Genomic DNA, 24,998 nt, shown 5'->3' on the forward strand with positions numbered 1-24,998 from the left:
ACGAAGGTTTTTTGTTTTATATCATAGCACACAATGATAACAAAATATTAAGATATTTTAACTTATAAAATATTTTTATATCTTCGTGCGGTGAAATAAAATTTTAAACTATTATGAAAAAAACATTATTGCTGGGTGCTTTTGCACTATTAGGATTTGCTGCAAGTGCACAAACTACTGGACAATTCAAAATTGGAGCTAACGTAGGTATCCCTGTTGGTGACGCTTCGGATGTTTCTAATTTTACTTTAGGACTAGATGCAGCTTACCAATGGAGAGTAGCTGAAAATTTTGATTTAGGTATTGCAACCGGATATCATCATTTTTTTGGGAAAAATATTAGCATTATGGGATATGATGTAAAAGTAAAAGACTTTGGATTCATTCCAGTTGCAGCATCTGCACAATATTCTATTGACCCTAAATTTTTTATTGGTGCAGATCTAGGATATGGGATTTCTACTAATTCTGATGTTACTAAAGGAGGATTTTATTATCAGCCAAAAATTGGTTATCAGCAGCCAAACTGGGAGCTTTATTTAGGTTATAAAGGTATTTCTGTTGATGGTGGAAATATTGGATCCGTAAATTTAGGATTTAACTTTAAACTGAAGTAAATTACATTTTAATATAGATATTCACCCTCCGCTGAAAAGCGGAGGGTTTTTGTTTTTAGTAAAGAAGGATTCTAAATTATAAAGTATCACAAAAGGATTAATTATATTTTATATCTTCGCGCGGTGAAATAATAATTTAAACAATTGTGAAGAAAAATTTATTTATTGGTGTATTTGCATTATTAGGATTTGCAGCAAATGCACAAACTAAAGGGAATTTTAAATTAGGTACTCATATAGGAGTTCCAACTGGCAATTTAGCAGATGTAGCGAGTTTTAATGTTGGTATTGATATGGCTTACTTGTTTAATATTGATACAAACTTTAAAGCTGGATTTACCACAGGATATTCCCATTATTTTGTCAAAGATTATACAATAGAGTATTCTGGAGGAAAATTTACACTTCAACCAGAAGATATAGCAATTATCCCTGTAGCAGCAACAGCAAAGTATAATTTCGAACCTAACTTTTTTATTGGTGCGGACTTAGGGTATGCATTTTTTGTAGTTGGAGGTGAAGGTACAACAGGTGCTTTTTACTTTCAACCTAGATTAGGATATCAATTGAAAAATAATGAACTCTATATCTCTTATAAGGGAATGAGCAAAGAAGGAACTACAATTGGTTCTGTAAACCTTGGATACGCCTATACATTTAAATAAAATTAATACTATAATATGAAGAAAAATTTATTAATTGGTGCATTTGCATTATTAGGATTTGCTGCAAGTGCACAAACAGAAAAAGGAAGTTGGGTTGTAGGGGGATCTACTACTTTAGGATTCAACAATGTAACAACTAAATTTAAAGGCAATAACGTTTCTATGGATGGCCCGAAGGTTAATTCATTTACAATTACACCTTCTGCTGGTTATTTTGTAATTGATAAGCTATCTGTTGGTTTAGATTTAGGCTTTACAAGTACGACTACAAAATATGATGATGCTAAGAGTACAAATAACACATTTGCTATCTTACCTACTGCCACCTATTACTTTACAGATAACACTGTAATCAAGCCTTATTTAGGTGCGGGTATTGGTTATTCTTCTATAACTGAAAAGGAAGAATACAGAGGAAGAACAAATGAAACCACATTTGATGGTTTTGCATGGAAAGTAAAAGGAGGTTTTGTATATTTCTTTACACCAAGTATTGCAGCTGATTTAGGATTATCTTATTCTCAGTTTTCAAGTAAGAACAGTGGTGTTACAACAAATGTAAATTCCTTTGGAGTAGGAGTTGGTTTATCTGTATTCTTTAAATAGGAAATATATTACAACAAATATATAAAAGCCTGCATTGCAGGCTTTTATATTTATTTTAGTTTCTCCTCTATAAACCTTGCGGTATGTGAGGTTTTGTTTTTTATCAGTTCTTCAGGAGTTCCTGCAAATACAATTTCACCACCATATTTACCTGCTTCCGGACCTATATCGATAATATAGTCTGCACATTTAATAATATCCGGCTGATGCTCAATAACAATAACAGAATGACCAAGATTAACCAATGCCTGTAATGAAATCATTAACTTGTTGATATCATGGAAATGAAGACCCGTAGAAGGCTCATCGAATATAAATAAAGTCTTGTCGTGACTTGTGCCTTTTACAAGGAAAGATGCCAGTTTTACCCTTTGCGCTTCACCTCCGGAAAGAGTAGAAGAGGACTGGCCTAATTGAAGGTAGCCTAATCCTACATCCTGAAGCGGTTTTAGTTTCTGAACAATTTTATCCTGATGATTGTCTCTAAAGAAATCCAAAGCTTCGTTTACCGTAAGATTAAGGATGTCTGAGATATTCTTTTCGTCGAATTTTACATCCAGAATTTCATCTTTAAAACGGGTGCCATGGCAGGTTTCACATTGTAGTTCAATATCTGCCATAAACTGCATGGAAACGGTAATTACACCTTCACCTTTACATTCGTCACAACGGCCACCATCTACATTGAAAGAGAAATGTTTCGCTTTCAGTCCCATATGCTTGGACATTTTTTGCTTAGCAAAAAGATCACGTATATCATCGTAAGCTTTCAGATAAGTCACGGGGTTGGAGCGGGATGATTTTCCGATTGGGTTCTGATCAATCATTTCGATATTCTGAATCAGCTTTTTCGGGAATGTTATCGAATCAAAATCCGCTTTTTTACCTCCTAATTCAAGTTCTATCTGAACAGCTTGTGCCAGAACATCTTTCATTAATGTAGATTTTCCACTTCCTGAAACACCTGTTACTACAACTAAGCTTTCTAATGGGATATCTACATCAACATTTTTAAGATTGTTTTCTCTGGCTCCTTTTATATGGATAAATTCCTTTGGTTTTCTTCTGTGCTTTGGCACAGCGATTTCTTCAACACCGTTTAGGTAATCAGAAGTTAGTGTATTGGCTTTTTTTATTTCCTCAAAGTCACCACTAAATACTACTTCACCACCTAAATAACCTGCTTCCGGACCTATATCTATAATATGATCTGCAGCACGCATTACGTCTTCATCATGTTCTACCACAATAACGGTATTCCCTAAATCACGGAGATTTTTTAATACTTCTATAAGATTTTCGGTATCGCGGGAGTGAAGTCCGATACTAGGCTCATCCAGAATATAAATAGACCCGACTAAACTGCTTCCTAAAGAGGTTGCCAGATTAATACGCTGACTTTCCCCACCGGACAGAGTATTCGAATTACGGTTAAGGGTAAGATAACCTAAACCTACTTTTACTAAAAATTCTAAACGCGAAACAATTTCGTATACCAATCTTTTGGCAATAGCGGCATCAAGCTCGTTTAGATTCAGGCTTTGAATAAGTGGTAATAATTCGTCTAATGGTAATTCAACCATAGACTGGATATTATGACCATCAATTTTTACCCAGGAGCTTTCTTCTCTTAAGCGTAATCCTTCACATGTCGGACATGTTGTTTTTCCTCTGTAGCGGGAAAGCATTACACGGTACTGGATTTTGTAAAGATTTTCTTCAAGCATTTTGAAGAAATTGTCTACACCAGGGAAATTTGCCGATTTATCACCGCGCCATAAAAACTGACGCTGCTCTTTGGTAAGCTGAAAATACGGTTTGTGTATTGGGAAATCCTTGGCTACCTTTTTTATAAAAGCAGCTTTCCATTCTTTCATGGTTTCACCACGCCAAGGTGCCACTGCATCTTCATAAACCGAAAGGTTTTTATTAGGAACCACAAGGTCTTCATCTATACCTATTATCTTTCCATAACCTTCACAGGTAGGGCATGCGCCATAAGGATTGTTAAAGCTGAAAAAATGAATGTTGGGTTCATTAAAAACAATATCGTCCAGTTCGAATTTATTCGAAAATTCTCTGATTTTTCCGTTGTCGGCATTTTTGATAGAACAATAGCCTTTACCTTCATAAAAAGCCATCTGTATAGAGTCTGCCAAACGCTGCAGGAAAGTTTCATCATCTTCATATTTAAAGCGGTCGATAACCAGAAATATCTCAGTTCCTGCTTCAGGTACAAATCCAAAGCTTTCCAAATCCTCAATGCTGGCAACATTTCCGCCGATTTCGAGTCTTGTAAAACCTTGTAATTTTAGAGTCTTAAGCTGTTCTGCAAAATTTTCGGATTCATAATGCCATGGTGCACGTAAAATAAGTGTAGGTGCTTTTTTCTGAGCTTTAACAAAGTCAATAACATCGGTAACGCTGTCTTTTCTTACTTCTTCTCCGGATACAGGAGAGTAGGTGCGCCCAACTCGAGCGAATAATAATTTAAGATAATCATATATCTCTGTAGTTGTTCCTACTGTAGAACGCGGGTTTGAGGAGATTACCTTTTGCTGAATAGCGATTGAAGGAGCAAGCCCTTTAATATCATCTATCTTTGGTTTTTCCAGCTTTCCGAGAAACTGTCGGGCATAGGAACTTAAGCTTTCTACATAACGTCTTTGGCCTTCAGCATAAATAGTGTCGAAGGCTAAGGAAGATTTACCACTACCGGAAACTCCCGTGATAACGGTAAGCTTATTTTTCGGGATGGAAACATCAATATGTTTTAGATTATTGAGATGGGCGTTTTTAACAAAAATCTCTTTTTTAATATCTATATTGTCCTGGTGTGCCATAATAATTATAAGGATGCAAAATTACAAAAATTAAAGCCTAATACGAAGTAGATATTGGAATTGTAAATCATAAAAGATGCTAAATTATATGATGAAGGGATATCCTATATAAAACGAGAAGTTTTATACAAGTAAGTGGGGTAAAAAGTAGATAAACCAATGACAATCTATTAAAAACTAACCGGACTAGCACTTATCATAAAATCCGGATCCGCATATTTAGATGAGAGTCTAGTACATTTGCCGACTTAAAAATTACTGTTACAATGAAGAAACTATTACTAAGTGCTATTGTGTTGATTCCTACTGCCGGTATTATGGCTCAGGAAAAAGCGATTTATGAGGTAGTGATAGACGGAAAGTTCTTGTCGCTTCCGTATAAAAAAGTAAGTGAAAATATTGAGATTATCACCAAAGAACAGATCGAGAAAGCTCCTGCGCAATCTATTGAGGATTTGTTAGCTTACTATACAGGGGTAGATGTTAGAAGACGAGGAATGGCAGATACTCAGGCAGATGTTAGTATAAGAGGTAGTTCTTTTGAGCAAGTGCTTATGCTGGTTAATGGTATCCGGATGAGTGATGCCCAAACGGGGCATAATATGATGAATGTACCGTTTAGCTTAGCATCTGTTGAAAGAATAGAAATTATAAAAGGACCTACAGCCCGTAGATTTGGACAAAATGCCTATGCCGGGGTTATTAATATTATTACAAAAGCTTCCGGTAAGGATGAGTACAGAGTTTCTGCAACAGGAGGTGATTATAAAACATGGTCACTAGGAGCTGCAGCTGATTTCGGTAATGAGAAGTTTGGGAACTTTCTGCAGGTGAACAATACTGAATCTGCAGGGTATCGTTATAATACCGATTATAAAATTAAAAATTTCTGGTATCAGAACCAGATGAAAATAAAAGACGGAAGCATTAAATTTCAGGCTGGTTTTGTAGAAAAAAAGTTTGGAGCCAATGGCTTTTATTCGTCTCCGGCTGCTAAAGATCAGTATGAAGAAACGCAAACATCACTGGTAAGTGCAATCTATAATCAGAAATTCGGAAATTGGGGTGTAAACGCCAATTTATACTGGCGTAGAGCACAGGATATGTATCTTTTTGTAAGAAATAAACCTGAGATCTACCGCAATATGCATATTGGTAATAACTATGGCGGGGAACTAAATTTAAGTTATAAATCTTCTCTTGGGGTTACAGGTATTGGTGCGGAAATGCATCAGGAAGATCTAAGAAGTAATAATCTGGGCGCTCGGGGACGTTTTGTTACTCAGGTGCTGGCGGAACATCATTTTTCTTTTATCAATAACAGATTGAGTATAATTCCGGGAGCAAGCTGGGTAAATTATACAGGTACAGGGAACTTCTTTTATCCCGGGGTAGATGTAGGTTTTGATATAGATAAACAAAACAAGGTATATGGTAATGTTGCAAAAGTACACCGGGTACCAACCTATACTGATTTGTTCTATCAAAGTAAAACAGAACAGGGAAATGCTGATCTGAAACCTGAAAATGCTCTTTCCTATGAAATTGGTTACCGTTTTAACAGACAAAAGTTTTTATTCAAGACGAGTGTATTTGGTAGGGATTCTAAGAATGCAATTGACTGGACGAGAGCAGATGCAAAGAGTATCTGGATGGCGGAGAATATCTCTGATGTAAAAACCAAAGGATTGGAAGTAGAAGCTTCGCAGGGTTTCAATAGTATTGTGAAAAACATATCTATAGGCTATACTTATCTTGATAGCAAAGCTAAAAACAATGATAAGGGTGAAAATTCGCGTTATGCTTTGGAGAATCTGAAGCACCAGTTTAATGCAAAACTGACACTGGGATACTGGAAGTTTACAAACGAACTTGTGTATCAGTACAACCAGCGTGTAACATTAGGCAGTTATAATCTGTTGGATGAGAAGCTTACATTTAGTACCAAAGATGTAGATGTTTTCTTATTAATCAACAATATTACCAATGCAAAATATACCGGTGCAAGCCTTGTACCAATGCCGGGAAGATGGTTTCAGCTAGGCTTTAATTTTAAAGGCAAATTCTAGGTTCTTTTTATTACTTTTGCCGAATGGAATATTTCATGTACAGAGTGTTCCGTTTGATAAAATAAATTAGAGTAAAAAGGTCATTAATTCCGGTTATACGAATGAAAAAACATTTTGTTTTTGTGCTGCTTATTTTGGCGGTTATAGGGAAAGCTCAGAATAAAGAGCATATTTCTTCTTTCAATATGTTATCAATTACTTATAAGTTTTCAAAAAAATGGATGGCTTATACGGAATTTCAGACCAGATCAATTGAGGATTATACCAATATCGATTATTACGAAACTAAAGGTGGTGTAGGTTATAATATCAACCGCGATAATCAGGCTTTTGTCGGAATAGGACGTTACGGAACTTATAAAGAGCAAAAGATTTCTCAGGAGGAACTAAGGTTATGGTTACAGTATACTTATAGTCATAATATCGGTCGTGTAAATATTGACCACCGGGGACGTGCTGAACAGCGGTTTTTCCACATGTCTCAAACCGGAGAAAATACAACTGATAACAGATTCAGGTATCGTCTGAGTGCTACTATGCCGATTAACAATCCAAAGATGCAGGCCAATACTTTTTTTGTTAACGCATTTGAAGAATTATTTGTTGGTCCGAAATCTGATTTTCTGAAAAGAAACAGATTGTTTACAGGATTTGGATATAAATTCAATAAATCGGTGAGTACTTCAATGGGGTATATGTGGCAGAGAGAATTTTCACCTAACGGAAACAAAAATCTACATTTTCTTTACATGGCGCTTAATTTCACTATTGATCACAGCGATGATGATCATGCCAGAGTAATCATTCCTGTAGCGGATTAGAGAATGTGCAAAAAAATACAATAAAAAAGGAAACTAAATCATCATTTAGTTTCCTTTTTGTATGGAGAATCATTATCTTTGTCTGCGTTATAAAATTATTTTATGAAATTTATTGTTGCCAGCGGCGAGTTACAAAAAGCCTTGCAGACGGTAAGCGGAGTAATTTCTGGTTCCCAGTCAAGACCGATTTTAGAGAATTTTCTTTTCGAACTGGAAAATGACAATCTAAAAATTACCGCTTCCGACGGAGAAACAACTTTAATAACTTCTATTCCTGTAAAGTCTGAAGACAACGGGAGAATGGCTGTTCCGGCTAAAATGTTTCTGGATGTAATTAAATCATTCGGAGATCAGCCTCTTACTTTTGTAGAAAAAGAGTCTGAAAACGGAATTGGCAGTCTTCTTGAGATTTTGGACGAGAAGGATAATTACTTCGTAGCATTGGACAATGCTGAGGATTATCCTGAGTTACCAGAATTTGATGCTTCTAAAAGTGTGAAAATTCAGGCTGGAATTTTGTCAGAAGCATTGGTTAACACTCTGTTTGCAACAAGTAACGACTCACTAAGACCTGTAATGACAGGTGTTTTGTTCCAGTTTAATGAGAACGAAGTTAATTTTGTGTCTACCGATTCTCACCGTTTGGTAGTATACAACAGAAAAGATGTAATGAATGTTGACAATATTGAATTCATTATGCCGAAGAAACCTTTGGCTATCATCAAGAACATCCTTTCTAATACAGATGATGAGGTTCTTATCGAATTCAATGAAAATATGGCTAAGTTCAGCTTCCAGGATAATATCTGGATCTGCCGTCTTATCGATGGTAAATATCCTAACTATACAGCTGTTATCCCGAAAGAGAATCCTAATGTATTAACGATTAACAGAAACTTATTACTAAGTTCTATCAGAAGAGCATCTATCTTCTCCAACAAATCGACTAATCAGGTAAGATTCAAACTTTCAGGAAATTTACTTCACCTTCACGCAGAGGATACTGAATATGCAAACAAAGCAGATATGCAGATTCCATGCGAGTACAACGGAGAAGATATTAATATCGGATTCAGCTCTAAGTTTTTAACAGAAATGCTTTCTGTTTTAGGATCAGATGATATTACGATGAAGATGTCACAGCCAAACCGTCCGGGAATTATAGAACCGGTAGACGGTCTTGAAGAAAATGAGAGCATCCTTATGCTTTCGATGCCTGTAATTGGCCTATAATTTTATTTTAATATAGACAAAAAGCTTCATCTTTATTTGATTGGATATAAAATATCGGATCAGATGCAGGATGAAGCTTTTTCTTTTATTAAATTTGCAGTTCAAAATTTTGTAATAAAAGCTGTGCGAAATACAGCAGCTAAATAATAAGAAAATAATACATGAAAATTTCTGATAAGTGGCTTAGAACTCACCTTGAAACAGATTTGTCAGCTGAAAAGCTTGGAATAATTCTTACAGATTTAGGTCTGGAAGTGGAAGGAATAGATCCTTATGAATCTGTTAAAGGAAGCCTTAATGGAGTAGTGGTTGGAAAAGTGCTTACTTGTGAGCAGCATCCTAATGCAGATAAACTGAAAGTAACTACTGTGGACATTAATACCGGAACACCATTACATATCGTTTGTGGTGCACCCAATGTTGCTGCAGAACAAAAAGTAGCTGTGGCTACAATAGGTACTACAATTCATCTGAATAATGGAGATTCCTTTAAAATTGCTAAATCCAAACTTAGAGGAGAAGTATCAGAAGGAATGCTTTGTGCTGAAGACGAATTGGGTCTTGGAGAAAGCCATGCCGGAATTATGGTATTGCCGGAAGATTATGAAGTTGGAAAGCCTTTATCCGATTATATCAAGGTAGAGCAGGATGAGGTTTATGAAATAGGACTTACACCAAACAGAACAGATGCTATGTCGCATTATGGTGTTGCAAGAGATCTTCAGGCTTATTTATCTTTGAATAAACTAAAATCTACTTTCAATAAGCTTCAGGCTCCAGTAATTAACGGTGAAGGAAGTCACGATTTCAAACTTGAAGTTGAAGATACAGAATTAACACCTCGTTATTTAGGTGCTGTTATCGAAGATATTAAAGTTGAAGAATCTCCGGAGTGGTTGAAAAACCGCCTGAAAGCTATAGGCCTTGGACCTATTAATAATGTTGTAGATATTACCAACTATATTTTACATTCTTACGGACAGCCTTTACATGCTTTTGATGTTGCAAAGATCAATGGACATGTAGTGAAAGTAGGAGTAGCTGCTGAAGGAACGAAATTCAAAACTCTGGATGGTACAGAGCGTAGCTTGAATGGTACCGAAATTATGATCAAAGACGGAGATAATACACCAATGTGTATTGCCGGTGTTTTTGGTGGTGAAAATTCAGGAGTTTCAGAAGGAACAACTTCTGTGTTCTTAGAAAGTGCATATTTCAACCCTGTAGCGGTACGTAAAGCAGCTAAGGCACATGGCCTGAATACGGATGCTTCTTTCCGTTTCGAAAGAGGTGTAGATCCTAATATTACTAAAGATGCTTTATTGAAAGCAGTAGAGATGATTCAGGAAATTGCTGGCGGAAAACTAAAAGGAGAAATCCTTGAATCTTTCCCTAAGAAAGTTGATTATTTTCCTGTTATCCTTAGATACTCCAAAGTAGATCAGATCCTGGGGATTAAGATCCACAGAGAAACTATAAAAGAAATCCTGAAATCTCTTGACATATTAGTTCTGAATGAAATTAAAGACGGACTGGAAATTTCTGTTCCGCCATACAGAGCAGATGTAACCAGAGAAATTGATGTTATAGAAGAAATTCTTCGTGTTTACGGATATAACAAAGTAAGTTCTCAGGAGAAAATAGCATTTACACCGGTTCGTTTAACATTAGATGATCAGGATTCTCTGGAAAATTTCTGGGCGAGAATGTTGCAGTCTAATGGTTTTAATGAAGTAATGAATAACTCTCTGACTTCTCTTAAAGAAGAGAATGCAGATGCAGTTACCTTGCTAAACCCGTTGAGTAATGAACTAAGCACAATGCGTCAGTCTTTATTAGAAGGATTATTGCAGAATGCTGATTATAATATCAAGCGTAAGAACCAGAATATTAAATTCTTCGAGCTTGGAAAAATTTACTTCAAAAAAGAGAAATTTGAAGAGCGCAAGCAATTGGCAATTCTTGTTTCTGGTAATAATAACCCTGAAAACTGGATACTGAGTAAGTCTCCGACGGATTTCTTCATCCTGAAAGGTTATGTTCAGTTATTGCTGGACAAATTAGGGCTGAATACTACTGAAAAAGCTTTAGAAGATAGACGTTTCTCAGATGCTTTGGAAATTGTTGCTGAAGGTAAAACTATTGCCAGAATAGGTGTTGTAAGTAAAGCTTTATTAAAAGATGCAGATCTTTCTCAACCTGCTTATTATGCAGAGATAGAACTGGAAGCTTGTCAGGCTTTAAGAAGCACAGCTAACTTTAAATTCGTAGATATTCCGAAATTTAATAAGATAAGAAGAGATTTAGCGTTATTAGTAGACAAAACTGTTTCTTATAACGATCTGCTTCAGGCATCTAATGATATTTCTTCTAATCTTAAGAAGATTCAGTTATTTGATGTTTACGAAGGTAAAAATCTTCCGGAAGGGAAGAAGTCTTACGCTCTAAGTTTTGAATTATTAAATACAGAGAAGACGTTAGAAGAAGCTGAGATTACGAATATTATGAATAAGCTGATCAAGAAGTATCAGAAAGAATTTAATGCCGAATTACGTTCTTAAATTCATTTATTTAAAAAAATAGTATTTTTACAATCTGCTAAAGGATTATAATTATGAAATCTGGACTGGTACAGTGGTCTTTTTCAAGAGATTAAAGATTACTGTATTGGATACAGACTAAAAGATAAAAATTTACATATGAAAAAGCTTTTTTATATAGCCTCAATAGGAATTTTAGCTGCAGTATCCTCCTGTACTTCCACTGCTAATTTGGGAAATGTTTCTAAGATCGGAACTCAGCAGCCTACACTGTCCAATACTCGTTGGGAGGTTATGGATAATCTTCAGACCAATGCAAAGCCTTATATAAGCTTTGATCCTGAAAAAGGAATGAGCGGAAATGCTGGTTGTAATAAGATTTTTAGCCAGGACATTACCATCCAGTCTAAACAAGGAGATTTCTCTATAAAACAAATTGGTTCTACCAGAATGGCTTGTCCTAGTATGGATATGAAGATAGAGAATAATTTTATTAAAATACTGGAGTCTGCCGATAAGTATGTAGTTGTAAAAAATACTTTGGAGCTTTATAAAGGAAATATGCTCTTAATGAAATTTCAGAAAGCAAACTAAAATAAAAAATCCGCTCGTAAGAGCGGATTTATTTTTTTAGATTTTACAATTAAGCTTCGTCTTCGTCGTCATACTTTTCCAACTCAGCATCACACCATTTGAAAGCTTCTTCTACAACTTTAGTAGCTTCTTCTGCTACTTGCTCTTCATCATCACCTTCTAAATCGTCTAACCATTCTACTTCTTCCTCCTCAACATTTAGGATAAAACGTGGATACTCAGTATGAACTACAAAAAGATCCTCTGGAAAGTCTGAATTGTCGGCTAATAAAAACTTAGGTAATTTCATTTCTTTAATATTTGATATTTCAAAGATAGGGAAAATTTTTTCGGCTTTCCTCGTTTACTTTGCAAATTGTTTGGAAATTTTTTCGGCCTTCTTACTCTCACTATAATCGTAGAAGCCTTCTCCTGATTTTACACCTAACTTTTTAGCTGTTACCATATTAACTAAAAGTGGACAAGGTGCATATTTAGGATTTTTGAAGCCGTCATACAACACATTCATGATAGAAAGGCAAACATCCAGCCCGATAAAGTCTGCCAATTGTAATGGTCCCATCGGATGAGCCATTCCAAGTTTCATTACAGTATCTATTTCTTCTACTCCGGCAACACCTTCGTATAATGAATAAATAGCTTCATTAATCATAGGCATTAATATTCTGTTCGCTACGAAACCAGGATAATCATTTACCTCTACAGGTACTTTACCCAATGTTTTACTCATTTCATAGATAGCACTGAAAGTTTCCTTGGAAGTAGAGTAACCTTTTATAATTTCTACAAGCTTCATAATAGGAACCGGATTCATGAAATGCATTCCGATTACTTTCTCCGGTCTTGAAGTTACAGACGCAATTTTAGTAATAGAAATAGAAGATGTATTGGTTGCTAAAATACAATCAGCAGGAGCGGCAGCATCCATTTGTTGGAATATTTTAAGCTTTAAATCTATATTTTCTGTAGCAGCTTCTACAATAAGATTTGCATCTTTAACAGCATCTTCCAAAGCTGTAAATGTAGAGATGTTTGCTAGTGTATTGGCTTTCTCTTCTTCTGTAAGATTTCCTTTAGCAATAATTCTGTCCAGATTTGTGGTAATAGTTTTAATACCTCTGTCCAGCACTTCTTGTGAAACATCTACTAAATTTACTTTAAATCCGGTTTGGGCAAAAGTATGAGCAATTCCGTTACCCATAGTTCCCGCACCAATTACTACAATATTCTTGTTCATAATTTTTATTTTTTATTAAAGAATTTACAAACCTTTCGGTTTTTTATGAGGGTTTATTTTATTTTTTATTTAAAGCATCCCAAACTACTTTCGAGATCTGAGCTATCATTCCGCAATTGACTTCCTCACTTTCCATCGAGTCTTTTACAAATACTGCGATTGCATAATGTTTACCACTGCCTAAAGTTACAATTCCTGAGTCGTTTTCGGCAATAGTTAATCCATTTTTCATTTTACCGGAAGAACCTGTTTTTCTGGCCATCCTAACTTTTGGAAGCAATCCCGGAAGCTTGGACATCCCGGTATTGGTCTTAGTCATAATCTCCATTAAAAAAGCCGTAGATCTTTTTGATAAAAACACTCCTTTATAAAATGCTTTCAGGGTTTTTACCATAGATGCTGTAGTGTTGTAATTAGCATAAGGCGCTTGTACACCTTTTTTAGACATCTCTTCTTCATTGTACTTTACCTGAAAGTTTTTTACGCCATTTACATCCATTAGCTTCTGTACGGTGTTAGTCCCTCCAATTAGCCTTAGCAGGATGTCGCAACCATTGTTGTCGCTTTGGGCTACGGTATAAGTAATAATTTCACTCAAAGGAACTTCTACATTTCCGTTTGGATACTTCTCACGAAGTGGTGACCATGTATTCTCCAGTAAATCAGATTTTTTAATCAGTATTTTCTGATCCAAGGTAAGATTTCCTTTGTCCACCTGATTCAGAACCGCCAAGGTAATATGGAATTTAAAAACACTCATCATTGGCATTTTTAAATTACCATTGGCGTTACTAAACTGAAAGTCGTTTTCTATTCCCAAAACAGAAACAGCTACAGTGGCTTTCTTGTCTTTGGTGACAGCATTTATATCATTTAGTATGGACGTATGCTGAGCAAGTATAAACTGACCGGCCAAAAGAAACAGAAGTATAATTTTTTTCATTTCAACTAATTTATGTTTTTGATTTTAATCATAAAATATAGTAACATTCATATAAGAATTTACCGGTATACCTTTTATTAAAGCAGGTTTCCAGTTGAGGCTCTCTACATAGGTTTCTACACTTTTGTTAAATGATTTTTCGAATATATTATTTTTAGTATTAACGAGAGATGATTCTGTATTAAAATCTTTTGCAGTACCATCCTTCATGATTACAAAATGTGTTGTTGTATTAGAATGGTTTTCATCACCTTTTCTTTTAACATAGCTCTTAGGATATTTGAAACTGGAAAAATAATCTTTTTGAAGTCTGTCAAACTGTTCGCTATCATCATTTGTTTTGGTTGTCCTTGAAGTCAGATCACACACCTCAAATGGAAAAATTGAATCCTTGTTTTTTAATACAAATTGTTTTACCCCCAATACTTTTAATGAGTCAAAAAAAAGCTTCCCATACTTGTTTTCCAGTAATCGGTTCATCTCTCTGGGATAACACCTTTCAAATTGTGTATTTTCGTATACAACACACGACTCTGTAGCAGACTTATATTTGATTTTATTTTCCCTCAACAAATCCGAAAATTCGTTTTCGGCATTAATATCAAAGTCAAAACCCATGAAGTTTGTATAGGTATAGTTTTGATATTTGAAATCATTTTTTGCAAGTTTCGTTTCATAATTACAATCAATCTCATACTGATTAGTCCTTTGTTTAATACAAGAAAGGCTTATAAATAATATACAAAACAATAAAAATGATTTTAAAGCCATACCGAAATTATTTATAAACCTTATAGGTTTCAAAATCCTATAAGGTTTTAATACTATTTAATCAGCTCCATTATTTTCAATGCTACTTTCAATGCCTCGGTTCCGTCATTTAAACTTACTTCAATAGGTGTATTTTCTTCTATAGCCTGAGCGAAGCTTTCCAGTTCATCCAGAATAGCGTTGTTTGGCTGAATATTTGGATATTCGAAAACAATCTGGTTCTTGTCACCTTCAGCATTCTCTATAATCATATCGAAATCAGATGGAGTTTCCGGAGCTGCCTGCATACGGATAACCTCTGCTTTTTTCTCCAGGAAATCTATCGAAATATAGGCATCTTTCTGGAAGAATCTGCTTTTACGCATTGCTTTCATAGAAATACGACTGGTTGTAAGATTTGCTACACAACCGTTTTCAAACTCTATACGGGCATTGGTGATATCCGGTGTTTTACTTACAACTGATACACCACTTGCATGGAGGTGTTTTACAGGTGACTTTACAATACTCAGTAATATATCCAGATCGTGGATCATTAAATCCAATACTACAGATACATCTGTACCACGAGGATTAAACTCGGCCAGACGGTGGATTTCAATAAACTGAGGATTGCTCAGGTAACTTTTCGTTGCAATATAAGCAGGGTTGTAACGTTCAACGTGACCCACCTGTACTTTTATATTTTTTTCCTCACAAAGACGAATCAATTCTTCTGCCTGCTCCAGAGTTTGAGTAACCGGTTTTTCAATAAAGAAATGAATTCCTTTTTCTATTGCTTTTTTTGCATATTCGTAATGGAAGAGGGTAGGTGTTACAATATCCAAAACCTGAATTTCACTTAACAGCTGGTCCAGATCGTTGTAGTATTTATAACCGAATTCCTGCTCTAATTTCTTTCCGTTTTCAGCATCACTGTCGTAAAAGCCTACCAATTCATATTTTTCAGATTGATTCAGAAGTCTCAAATGAATTTTTCCTAAGTGGCCGGCACCTACTAATCCCGCTTTTAACATGTAATTTTAAATTTTCGTAAAGATAATAAACGCTTAGGAATTATGAGTTATAACTTGTAAGGTATTGATGTGTAAAGTCGTATTCTATCTATAACATATAAGCGGGATAATATCAGGTGTAAACTATCAACCAATAAAGGTAAACTAATAAGTATTTTCCTTATTTTTGCCCTATGAGAGACAGTTTTGTGCATAAGGGGAAAAGAAGACACCTGGTGAATTATTTGATGTCGAAAGGAATTTCAGATCAAAATGTTCTTCAGGCAATAAACAAAATACCCCGCCATCTCTTTTTGGAAAGTATTTTTGAAGATTATGCTTATGAAGACAGAGCTTTCCCTATTGCTGCAGACCAGACTATATCTCATCCGTCGACTGTAGCAGAGCAAACACAGCTTTTAAGAGTAAATGAACAGGAAAAAGTTTTGGAAATAGGCACTGGCAGTGGTTATCAAACTGCTGTTTTGATTGAAATGAAAGCCTTTGTATACACTATTGAAAGGCAAAAAGATCTATATGATTTTTCAGAAAGAAAGTTACGGGAAATAGGACTCAGACCTAAATTCCAAAGTTTCGGTGATGGCTTTGCCGGTTTGCCGACATTTGCACCATTCGATAAGATTTTAGTAACCTGCGGGGCGGCTGTTTTGCCTATTGAATTATTGAAACAGCTGAAAATTGGTGGATTAATGGTTATTCCTTTAGGGGAAGGAGATGAGCAGATTCTCACGCGTTTCAGAAAAGTAGGAGAAACTTCTTTTGAGAAAGAGGAATTCGGGCTTTATAAGTTCGTTCCCATGTTGAACAATACGAATAAATAGAAGTACAAAGTTAGAAGTTAGAATTGCGAAATGTAAAATGAACAATTCAACGAGTAACAGTTTAACTTAAATTAGAAGTACGAAGTAGGATATTGAACATATACACCGACTTTGTACTTCTAATGGGATAATTTTATTTAATGCTTACAGGTCTACCTTCTTCATCTACAGAAACCAAAGTAAATTCTCCAGATACAGCCAGATCACGACCTTCCTGATACATTTTTTCTGTGAAGATATCCACATGTACTTTTACACTGGTATTTCCTACATGTTTTATAGAACCGATAAGTTCTACAAGAGTACCTGAAGGAATTGGCTTTTTAAAGTCAATTTTATCACTACTTACTGTTACAATTCTTTTTCTGCTAAAACGTGTAGCAGTCATAAAAGCAACTTCATCCATCATTTCCATAACCGTTCCCCCGAACATTGTATTGTGGTGATTTGTAATCTTTGGAAACACTACTTTAAAGACATGCGTTTCCGAATTCTGAATTTTTTCTTCTAAATTCATAATTAAATTTTAAATTAAATTATATAAGTTGAACAGGAAAATAAACCTAAAAGAAAAAATTTAGGAGCATTTTTCTACTTCAAACCGCGAAAGTATTTACCGAATTTTCAGGGATCTGACTCATGTCAAAGGACATATACAGTTGCGCGACAGTTCGTGAATTACACACGATTCACCTTTTCGAAAATTCGAATGCAAAAATAAGGATATTAAAATAAAAACGGAAGTATTTTACGAATATATAATTTTAGTGCTCTTCCTTAGGTTTTCCAGCGATAGATCCTTCAGCAACAACTTTATCGGCCTTACCAAAACTAAAGTCATCTCCTTTTAACCAGAAATAATTGCCATCTGCATCCTGATATTTTTCGCCACTTGCACTGATTACTCTTTCCATATCGTATATTCTGCCGCTGATATCATTGCGCAAAAGAATTTTTGCAGGTTTGCTGTCATCTTGCTTGGAGATGATACGGAAATGGTATTGCTCATCTGAAGAAATATATAATGAACCGTCGTTGTCTATATCTATTTTTGTATTTACTGCAGTACTATCCTTTTTCTCCACAGCTACAGAATCATTTTTTGTAAGTGTTTCAGCTTCGGATTTTTCTTTTTTACTGTTACAGGCAGCGACAATAATAGCTAGAGCGGCAATTCCAAAAAATACTTTCTTCATTTGTAAAAAATTTCAATAAAAGTACTGAATTTTTATCTTTTTTGCAAGAAAAAAATGGCCTTTATGTAGACGGTTTGATGTAGAAAGCTCCTGTGTAAAGGTATTCTGGTATATTCTTTTTTGAAGTAAACTTTATATAAATAAGCCCACTTTTTAGAGATAATTATTTCTTTACATGGTTGGGAATGTAAGTTTGGTGAAAGATATACCGGGATTATTTGTTTCATATTTTTCATTTTGAATATATTTAGGTTTTTAAACCAAGTTGAAAGCAACTTTAAATTTTGAATATTCAATGACTTTTAAAGAACAAATCCAACAGGGCATTCCTGCGATTTTACCAAATCCGAAAGCATACGATACTACAGTAAGTCATGCACCTAAGCGTAAAGAAATATTATCTGAAGATGAAAAGAAACTGGCACTGAAAAATGCATTGCGTTATTTTGATGCTCAGTACCATGCGACATTAATTCCGGAATTTAAAGAAGAACTGGAGAAATATGGACGTATTTATATGCATCGTCTTCGCCCGGATTACGAAATGTTCGCACGTCCAATAGAAGATTATCCGGGAAATTCGCAGCAGGCAAAAGCAATTCAGTTAATGATCCAGAATAATCTTGATAAAGCTGTTGCGCAGCATCCACACGAGCTGATTACTTATGGTGGAAACGGTGCTGTCTTCCAGAACTGGGCGCAATATCTGTTAACGATGAAGTATTTATCCGAAATGACAGATGAGCAGACATTAGTAATGTATTCGGGACATCCGATGGGATTATTCCCTTCTCATAAAAATGCACCAAGAGTTGTTGTAACAAACGGAATGATGATTCCTAATTATTCTAAACCGGATGACTGGGAGAAGTTCAATGCATTAGGGGTTACACAATATGGACAAATGACAGCAGGAAGCTATATGTATATAGGTCCGCAGGGAATTGTACATGGTACAACAATTACTGTACTGAATGGTTCCAGAAAAATAGATGATCAGGGAACTGCCGGTAAGCTATTCGTAACTGCTGGACTTGGAGGGATGAGCGGAGCCCAGCCTAAAGCCGGGAATATTGCCGGAGTGGTATCGGTTACTGCAGAAGTAAATCCGGCTGCAACCTATAAAAGACATGAGCAGGGCTGGGTGGACGAAGTAATTTCGGATCTGGATGAGCTGGTAGCAAGAGTAAGAAAAGCTAAAGAAAATAAAGAAGTTGTTTCTATTGCCTATGATGGTAATATCGTAGATGTCTGGGAGAAGTTTGATCAGGAAGATGTTTATGTTGAGCTAGGATCGGATCAGACATCTCTTCATAATCCATGGGCGGGAGGTTATTACCCTGCAGGAATTTCGTTTGAGGAGGCCAACAAAATGATGGCTGAAGAACCAGAACTGTTCAAAGAAAAGGTACAGGAAACACTGCGCCGTCATGCAGCGGCAGTCAATAAGCATACAGCAAAAGGAACTTATTTCTTTGATTATGGCAACGCTTTCCTTTTGGAAGCTTCTCGCGCCGGTGCAGATGTGATGGCAGAAAACGGAATCGATTTTAAATATCCATCTTATGTACAGGATATTATGGGGCCTATGTGTTTCGACTATGGGTTCGGGCCGTTCCGTTGGGTTTGTACCTCTGGAAAACCGGAAGATCTTCAGAAAACAGATAATATAGCATGTAAAGTATTGGAGGAGATTATGAAAAATTCTCCAAAAGAAATTCAGCAGCAGATGCAGGATAATATTACGTGGATAAAAGGAGCTCAGGAAAATAAATTAGTAGTAGGCTCACAGGCGCGTATCCTTTATGCGGATGCAGAAGGGCGTACTAAAATTGCTAAGGCATTTAATGATGCAATTGCAAATGGAGAAATAGGACCTGTTGTGTTAGGAAGAGACCATCACGATGTATCCGGAACAGATTCGCCTTTCCGTGAAACATCGAATATTTATGATGGTTCACGATTTACGGCTGATATGGCTATCCATAATGTAATTGGAGATAGTTTCCGTGGTGCTACATGGGTTTCCATTCACAATGGTGGAGGAGTAGGTTGGGGAGAAGTAATCAACGGTGGATTCGGAATGCTATTAGATGGTACTTCCGAGGCAGAGCAACGTTTGAAATCTATGCTGCATTGGGATGTAAATAATGGTATTGCGAGAAGATCCTGGGCTAGAAATGAAGAAGCGATTTTTGCAATTAAAAGAGCTATGGAGGAAGAGCCTTTGCTAAAAGTGACACTACCTAATATTGTAGATGAATCTTTATTGTAACAGATATTTGATATAAAAAAGAAGCTCCTGATCTCAGGGGGGTAATATACAAACATCATAGGTTTTCGAAACCTATGATGTTTTTTATTTAGAGTTTTTTACTGAGAATTTATTTTATAAACCGCAAAAGAAATAAAAAAGATAATCTAAGGATTTCAAAAAATAGATTAATTCTAATAAAGCTGAGAGTTTTTAGAATAAATTTTTGCAGTCATTTTTGGTTTAGTAAACTGAATTTAGTCTTTAATGAGAAGACATCTTAGAAAACAGATTAATGATAACAACACCAGCAATTATAAAAATAAAGCCTATAATAGCTGGAAGATCCGGAATTTGCTTGTAAACCAGTGCTCCTACAGCTGCAATAAGAACAATTCCTACAGCCGACCATAATGCATAAGCAATTCCCACAGGTATTTGTTTTAATGAAAGACTTAGGAAATAAAATGCTCCGGCATAACCCACAATAGTGATAATACTGGGAATAAGCTTGGTGAATTGTTCGGAGCTTTTGAGGGTAGAAGTAGCAACTGCTTCAAATATAATAGCGATAAAAAGATAAATATAGTGCTTCATCGTGTTTTAAATTTATACCAAAAATAAAAGTTTCCCTTGGGAAACTTTTATTTTAGTATAGAAAAGATACTTATTTTTTCTTTTCCATAATTTCCGGAGCACTGTATAGCTCAGGACTAGCTTCGTAAATTTTGTATTTAGCCTCATATCCTTCAGGGATATAAAGAACGATAGGCATTCTTCCATTATACCCGGTAAGATATCCTCCGGACATTACAAACTCCATTTTTGGTTTTGCTCCCGGGCAAGCCATTAATGTAGATGGTGTGCTACCGTTGGTTGTAAAAGTAAGGTAATCGTATCCCCATCCTTTCAGCTCTTTGCTTTTAAACTCTCCACTTAGGAAAGTTTTGTTGCAGCCATCTGTTTCCATGGTTTTTCCAACAAAAATTTCAATCTTCTTGTTTCCATCGTTTTGAGAATGTGGAACCTCAATAACAACTTGCTTTTGTCCTTTTTCCGGTTTTGGGAATGGTGCTAAATCAACTTTATAAGTTGTTTGTGCCATTAATGAAACTGACATTAAACTTAGTCCTAAAAAAGCGCTCGCAAAAATTGTTTTTTTCATCATCGTAAAATTTGGGATTATTTTAATTGTATTTGTATAGACAATTTGCGTACCAAAAATTATAATATTTCTTTTTTTATGAAGAGTTAATGTGGATATCTTATTTCAGAAAAGTTCCTGAAAATGGGATCTGTATATTGTATTTTATAAAAAATAATTGTTGAATATTTTTAACTAATTTGCAGAAAAACAGTAGATAAATGATAATGTCTACATCGTATTTTATGCATAATAATAGATGGGTAAATATTGAAATAAAAACATTAAAAAATATTTATTATTAATTTTAATTAAAAATGAAACAGATGTGGTAAAATAAAAAATGACCAGAATTTATTCTGGTCATTGCTATTATAATTGAAAACTAACTTACTTTTTTTACAATTTCGTTTTCGGTATTTTTAGTTGCCATTTCAGCGGCTTTTTTCTCTCTGCGCTTTAGTTCTGCCCGTTGATAGTCTTTTACGGTTTTTCCTGTGCCATCATGTCTCCATCCCGGTGAATAGAAAATATACCTGAATCTGTCCATCATACTAAGGTTAGGCTGGGTCAGGTCCCGGGCCAGTTTTTTCCATTCATAGAATACAACGTTAATAGGTCCGCGGTCTTTAGCCTTAGGATAGATTCCGTATTTTACAGGAAGATTTGGATCTTCTTTTTCAAAAGTTCCGAATAATTTGTCCCATATAATAAGCATCATGCCCATGTTTTTATCCAGATAACGGATGTTACAAGCATGGTGTACACGGTGGTGAGAAGGGGTTACCAGAATATATTCTAATATACCCATGTTTTTAATTGTTTTGGTATGTACCCATGTTCCGTACACCTGTACTATAGCATATACTACCATAATATGCCAAGGATTGAACCCTAAGAAAGCTAATGGAGAAAAGAACATATAGCGGTACAGTGGCTCAAAAACCGAAGACCTAAATCCTGTAGAAATATTGAATAATTCCGAATTGTGATGGGTAATATGTACAGCCCAGAATACACGGGATTTGTGATCTACAAGATGCAGGACGTAATAAGCGAAATCCTGTAAAAGGAATACCGCAATCCAATACCATGCATTTTCCTCCCATGTGAAAAGGCGGTAATGATAGAAGAAGAACATTACTCCCATTGCAAAGGCCTTCATCAGAAGGTCCAGCCCGTAGTTTAAAAGAGCTAAATAAACATTGGTAATCGTATCCTTTGTTTCATAAAGTTTTTCTTTATTGAAGTGGCTGTAAATCATTTCCCCCAAAATCACCGTAAGGTGAATCGGAGCAGCCCAGGTGTAAACTACACCTTGTCCGTTTTCTGTAAACAAATTATTCCAATCAATCATTTTGCAAAGGTACTCAATAAAATTGCAGCAATTGGCTTAAAATAGGCTTAATATTATAAATAACATCGATAGATAAAGGCATAAAAAACTGTTGCCTATAAGAATTAAGCTACAGTTTTTATGTTTAATAATAAATAATTCTTATTACTGTTTATTTGTTGTTTCAGAGCTTTGCTGTTTAATCAAAACTTCTTTTTTTCTGAAAAAGAAATAATTAGTACTTTGCTGATTGTACACTTCAGTGGTACTTGTTATAAGCATATATCCTTGGTCGGATAAGAAGTTAATAGCGCTGACTATGGAATTAAAATTCTTCTTTTTCTTGTTTTCATCTAATACTGGGGAGCTTTTATAAGAAGAAAGCCAGTCTGACGATTGCCCGTAATTAATTTCTATTTGAATATTAGAAGATATTAGCCTCGGAGAAAAGCGGACAGCTATGTATTCGGATTTCAAATCACTAATTTTAATATCATCCACTGTCTGAGCATTTGCTAGGGATGTTAGGACAATGAGAATGATAAAGATTATTTTTTTCATAAATCAGCTACATGTCTTACTTCTCCATAGAAACAGAGTCATCACCACGTCCATCGGCTACAGCATGGTAGTTTCCATTAGGATCTACAACGATCATTTCTACGCGGCCAATTTTATCACGTCTTTCGAATTTATAATTTTTCTTTTCCAGTTCTTTAATTGTGTATTCCGGAAAGCCTTTTTCCACAGCTACTGTTTCCGGTAACCACTGGTGGTGGAATTTAGGTGCATTAACAGCGATGTTTGTATTGGTTCCAAAATCAATAACATCTACAATTGCCTGGAATACAGAAGTAGGAATTGTTGTACCACCCGGTGTCCCGACTACGATATATGGTTTCTTATCTTTTAGCACAATGGTAGGAACCATAGAACTTAGCATTCTTTTGTTGGGTGCAATGGCATTGGCCTCACCACCAACGGCTCCATACATATTCGGAACTCCCGGTTTTACAGAGAAGTCATCCATTTCATTATTTAAAAAGAAACCAGCACCACTTACAACGGTTTTGCTTCCGTAGTAACCGTTCAGTGTTGTAGTCACAGAAACAGCATTTCCTTCTTTATCCAGAATACTGATGTGTGTGGTTTGTGTACTCTCTTTTCCGGGATTGATGATTTTGCCCACATCTTTGCTTGGTGTAGCAAGATTAGGATTATAGTTGGCAAATCTTTTCTTTAGGTAATCAGTGCTAATCAGCATTGCTGTTTTATCCTGAATAAAATCGGGATCTCCCATATATTCTGCTCTATCTGCATAAGCACGTCTTTCAGCTTCTACCATTAGCTGTACTGCCTCCGGAGAGTTAATTTGCTTATCCTTTAATCCTACGAAATCAGTCATAGTAAGCATCTGCGCCAGCAAGATTCCACCACTGGAAGGCAAAGGCATTGTAACAACTTCGTTTCCTTTATAATTGAAGGTGATAGGTGTTCTGGATTTTACTTTATAATTTTTCAGGTCATTATGAGTAATGATTCCGTTACCTCTTTTCATTTCAGCAACGATAAGGTCAGCTGTTTTTCCTTCATAAAAACCTTTTAATCCTTCTTTCTGGATTCTTCTTAAGGTTTCTGCCAGATCTTTCTGTACCAGAATATCTCCTTCTTTCCAGTCAATATCTTTTACAAAAACAGTTGCATTCTTATTATTGCTAAGGAAACTTTTCTTTGTAGAATTTAGCAAGTTGGCTTCGGCCTGGGTAATAGCAAATCCTTTTTCAGCAAGATCAATAGCAGGCTGAATTAACTTTTCCATAGGAAGCTTTGCATATTTATGCATCTCGTATAACCCTGCTACAGAACCCGGAACACCAACAGCAAGCCATCCGTACTGACTAAGATCTGTATTGGCATTTCCTTTTTTGTCGATATACATATCTTTATGGGCCTTTGCCGGAGCTGTCTCACGATAATCTAATGATAGCTTTTTTCCGTCCGCAGTTGTTGCAACCATAAATCCGCCACCACCAATGTTTCCTGCCTGTGGATATACTACGGCCAGAGCATACTGGGTTGCAATGGAAGCATCAAATGCATTTCCGCCTTCATTCATTACCAGCGTTCCAGCCTCACTAGCCAGAGGGTGAGCTGATACAACAACACCTTTGTTTTTTACTTTTACTTCTTTTACCACTCTAATGTCAGTATACTGAGCGAAAAGAAGAGTAGAAGAAGCTGAAATAATCCCAATAGTAAAGAGTAATTTTCGCATAAGATCAATTTGTGTAT

The 24,998-nt window shown here is 35.6% G+C and carries 23 protein-coding genes; 10 read left to right on the plus strand and 13 right to left on the minus strand.

All coding sequences use genetic code 11. The features are described 5' to 3' along the window. The first annotated feature begins 113 nt into the window (after positions 1 to 113). From BAZ10_RS01350 to BAZ10_RS01360, 3 genes are all read left to right on the plus strand, one after another. Positions 114 to 617 carry an outer membrane beta-barrel protein gene (locus BAZ10_RS01350; RefSeq protein ID WP_078770493.1) on the plus strand — a complete coding sequence of 168 codons (504 nt, stop codon included), beginning with the start codon at positions 114 to 116 and terminating at the stop codon, positions 615 to 617. A gap of 146 nt (positions 618 to 763) precedes the next feature. Then, positions 764 to 1,282: a hypothetical protein gene (locus tag BAZ10_RS01355; protein ID WP_078770494.1), complete on the plus strand. Its 519-nt coding sequence runs from the start codon at positions 764 to 766 to the stop codon at positions 1,280 to 1,282. A gap of 15 nt (positions 1,283 to 1,297) precedes the next feature. Beyond that, positions 1,298 to 1,888, plus strand: coding sequence for a porin family protein (locus tag BAZ10_RS01360; RefSeq protein ID WP_045180327.1), 591 nt, complete (start codon positions 1,298 to 1,300; stop codon positions 1,886 to 1,888). A gap of 50 nt (positions 1,889 to 1,938) precedes the next feature. Here the strand turns inward: BAZ10_RS01360 and uvrA are convergent, their stop codons facing one another. Further along, on the minus strand, positions 1,939 to 4,731 hold the full coding sequence (uvrA, locus tag BAZ10_RS01365; protein WP_078770495.1) for an excinuclease ABC subunit UvrA: 2,793 nt from the start codon (positions 4,729 to 4,731) through the stop codon (positions 1,939 to 1,941). A 266-nt stretch (positions 4,732 to 4,997) separates the two neighbouring features. Here uvrA and BAZ10_RS01370 point away from each other — a divergent pair, with 266 nt between their 5' ends. The 5 genes from BAZ10_RS01370 (at position 4,998) to BAZ10_RS01390 (ending at position 11,988) form a co-directional block, all read left to right on the plus strand. Continuing rightward, positions 4,998 to 6,800, plus strand: coding sequence for a TonB-dependent receptor plug domain-containing protein (locus tag BAZ10_RS01370; protein ID WP_078770496.1), 1,803 nt, complete (start codon positions 4,998 to 5,000; stop codon positions 6,798 to 6,800). A gap of 101 nt (positions 6,801 to 6,901) precedes the next feature. After that, positions 6,902 to 7,621: a DUF2490 domain-containing protein gene (locus BAZ10_RS01375; RefSeq protein ID WP_078720521.1), complete on the plus strand. Its 720-nt coding sequence runs from the start codon at positions 6,902 to 6,904 to the stop codon at positions 7,619 to 7,621. Positions 7,622 to 7,723: 102 nt separating this feature from the next. After that, positions 7,724 to 8,854, plus strand: coding sequence for a DNA polymerase III subunit beta (gene dnaN / locus BAZ10_RS01380; protein ID WP_034869173.1), 1,131 nt, complete (start codon positions 7,724 to 7,726; stop codon positions 8,852 to 8,854). A gap of 161 nt (positions 8,855 to 9,015) precedes the next feature. Further along, positions 9,016 to 11,415 carry a phenylalanine--tRNA ligase subunit beta gene (gene pheT / locus BAZ10_RS01385; RefSeq protein WP_078770497.1) on the plus strand — a complete coding sequence of 800 codons (2,400 nt, stop codon included), beginning with the start codon at positions 9,016 to 9,018 and terminating at the stop codon, positions 11,413 to 11,415. Between the two features lie 138 nt (positions 11,416 to 11,553). Further along, a complete protein-coding gene (locus BAZ10_RS01390) occupies positions 11,554 to 11,988 on the plus strand; it encodes an META domain-containing protein (RefSeq protein ID WP_078770498.1) in 435 nt (144 codons plus the stop codon). Positions 11,989 to 12,037: 49 nt separating this feature from the next. Here BAZ10_RS01390 and BAZ10_RS01395 read toward each other — a convergent pair whose 3' ends face one another. From BAZ10_RS01395 to BAZ10_RS01415, 5 genes are read right to left on the minus strand one after another with little or no spacing between them, the layout of a single operon-like run. Further along, a complete protein-coding gene (locus BAZ10_RS01395) occupies positions 12,038 to 12,277 on the minus strand; it encodes a hypothetical protein (RefSeq protein WP_009085191.1) in 240 nt (79 codons plus the stop codon). Between the two features lie 54 nt (positions 12,278 to 12,331). Beyond that, positions 12,332 to 13,225, minus strand: coding sequence for a 3-hydroxybutyryl-CoA dehydrogenase (locus tag BAZ10_RS01400; RefSeq protein WP_078770499.1), 894 nt, complete (start codon positions 13,223 to 13,225; stop codon positions 12,332 to 12,334). 58 nt (positions 13,226 to 13,283) lie between these two features. Then, complete coding sequence (blaCME, locus tag BAZ10_RS01405) at positions 13,284 to 14,168, minus strand: CME family extended-spectrum class A beta-lactamase (RefSeq protein WP_078770500.1); 885 nt, start codon at positions 14,166 to 14,168, stop codon at positions 13,284 to 13,286. A gap of 24 nt (positions 14,169 to 14,192) precedes the next feature. Next, positions 14,193 to 14,939, minus strand: a complete 747-nt coding sequence (locus tag BAZ10_RS01410; protein WP_078770501.1) for a hypothetical protein — start codon at positions 14,937 to 14,939, stop codon at positions 14,193 to 14,195. 53 nt (positions 14,940 to 14,992) lie between these two features. Continuing rightward, on the minus strand, positions 14,993 to 15,955 hold the full coding sequence (locus tag BAZ10_RS01415; protein ID WP_059155385.1) for a Gfo/Idh/MocA family protein: 963 nt from the start codon (positions 15,953 to 15,955) through the stop codon (positions 14,993 to 14,995). 173 nt (positions 15,956 to 16,128) lie between these two features. Between BAZ10_RS01415 and BAZ10_RS01420 the strand changes: the two genes are divergently transcribed. Next, on the plus strand, positions 16,129 to 16,776 hold the full coding sequence (locus BAZ10_RS01420) for a protein-L-isoaspartate(D-aspartate) O-methyltransferase (RefSeq protein WP_078770502.1): 648 nt from the start codon (positions 16,129 to 16,131) through the stop codon (positions 16,774 to 16,776). Positions 16,777 to 16,909: 133 nt separating this feature from the next. Here BAZ10_RS01420 and BAZ10_RS01425 read toward each other — a convergent pair whose 3' ends face one another. Next, positions 16,910 to 17,293 (minus strand): acyl-CoA thioesterase, encoded by a 384-nt coding sequence (locus BAZ10_RS01425; RefSeq protein WP_078770503.1) that lies wholly within the window; start codon positions 17,291 to 17,293, stop codon positions 16,910 to 16,912. Between the two features lie 247 nt (positions 17,294 to 17,540). After that, on the minus strand, positions 17,541 to 17,972 hold the full coding sequence (locus BAZ10_RS01430) for an MliC family protein (RefSeq protein ID WP_078404704.1): 432 nt from the start codon (positions 17,970 to 17,972) through the stop codon (positions 17,541 to 17,543). Positions 17,973 to 18,267: 295 nt separating this feature from the next. Here BAZ10_RS01430 and BAZ10_RS01435 point away from each other — a divergent pair, with 295 nt between their 5' ends. Beyond that, positions 18,268 to 20,247 carry a urocanate hydratase gene (locus BAZ10_RS01435; protein WP_078770504.1) on the plus strand — a complete coding sequence of 660 codons (1,980 nt, stop codon included), beginning with the start codon at positions 18,268 to 18,270 and terminating at the stop codon, positions 20,245 to 20,247. A 243-nt stretch (positions 20,248 to 20,490) separates the two neighbouring features. Here the strand turns inward: BAZ10_RS01435 and BAZ10_RS01440 are convergent, their stop codons facing one another. The 5 genes from BAZ10_RS01440 to ggt form a co-directional block, all read right to left on the minus strand. After that, positions 20,491 to 20,823: a DMT family transporter gene (locus BAZ10_RS01440; RefSeq protein ID WP_078770505.1), complete on the minus strand. Its 333-nt coding sequence runs from the start codon at positions 20,821 to 20,823 to the stop codon at positions 20,491 to 20,493. 70 nt (positions 20,824 to 20,893) lie between these two features. Next, a complete protein-coding gene (locus tag BAZ10_RS01445; RefSeq protein ID WP_236709620.1) occupies positions 20,894 to 21,394 on the minus strand; it encodes an ecotin in 501 nt (166 codons plus the stop codon). A 361-nt stretch (positions 21,395 to 21,755) separates the two neighbouring features. After that, complete coding sequence (locus BAZ10_RS01450; RefSeq protein ID WP_078770506.1) at positions 21,756 to 22,727, minus strand: sterol desaturase family protein; 972 nt, start codon at positions 22,725 to 22,727, stop codon at positions 21,756 to 21,758. A 144-nt stretch (positions 22,728 to 22,871) separates the two neighbouring features. Further along, a complete protein-coding gene (locus tag BAZ10_RS01455) occupies positions 22,872 to 23,267 on the minus strand; it encodes a hypothetical protein (protein WP_078770507.1) in 396 nt (131 codons plus the stop codon). A 16-nt stretch (positions 23,268 to 23,283) separates the two neighbouring features. Continuing rightward, positions 23,284 to 24,981: a gamma-glutamyltransferase gene (gene ggt / locus BAZ10_RS01460; protein ID WP_078770508.1), complete on the minus strand. Its 1,698-nt coding sequence runs from the start codon at positions 24,979 to 24,981 to the stop codon at positions 23,284 to 23,286. Between the last annotated feature and the right edge of the window lie 17 nt (positions 24,982 to 24,998).

It is taken from the genome of Elizabethkingia occulta (assembly GCF_002023715.1).
Lineage (GTDB): Bacteria > Bacteroidota > Bacteroidia > Flavobacteriales > Weeksellaceae > Elizabethkingia > Elizabethkingia occulta.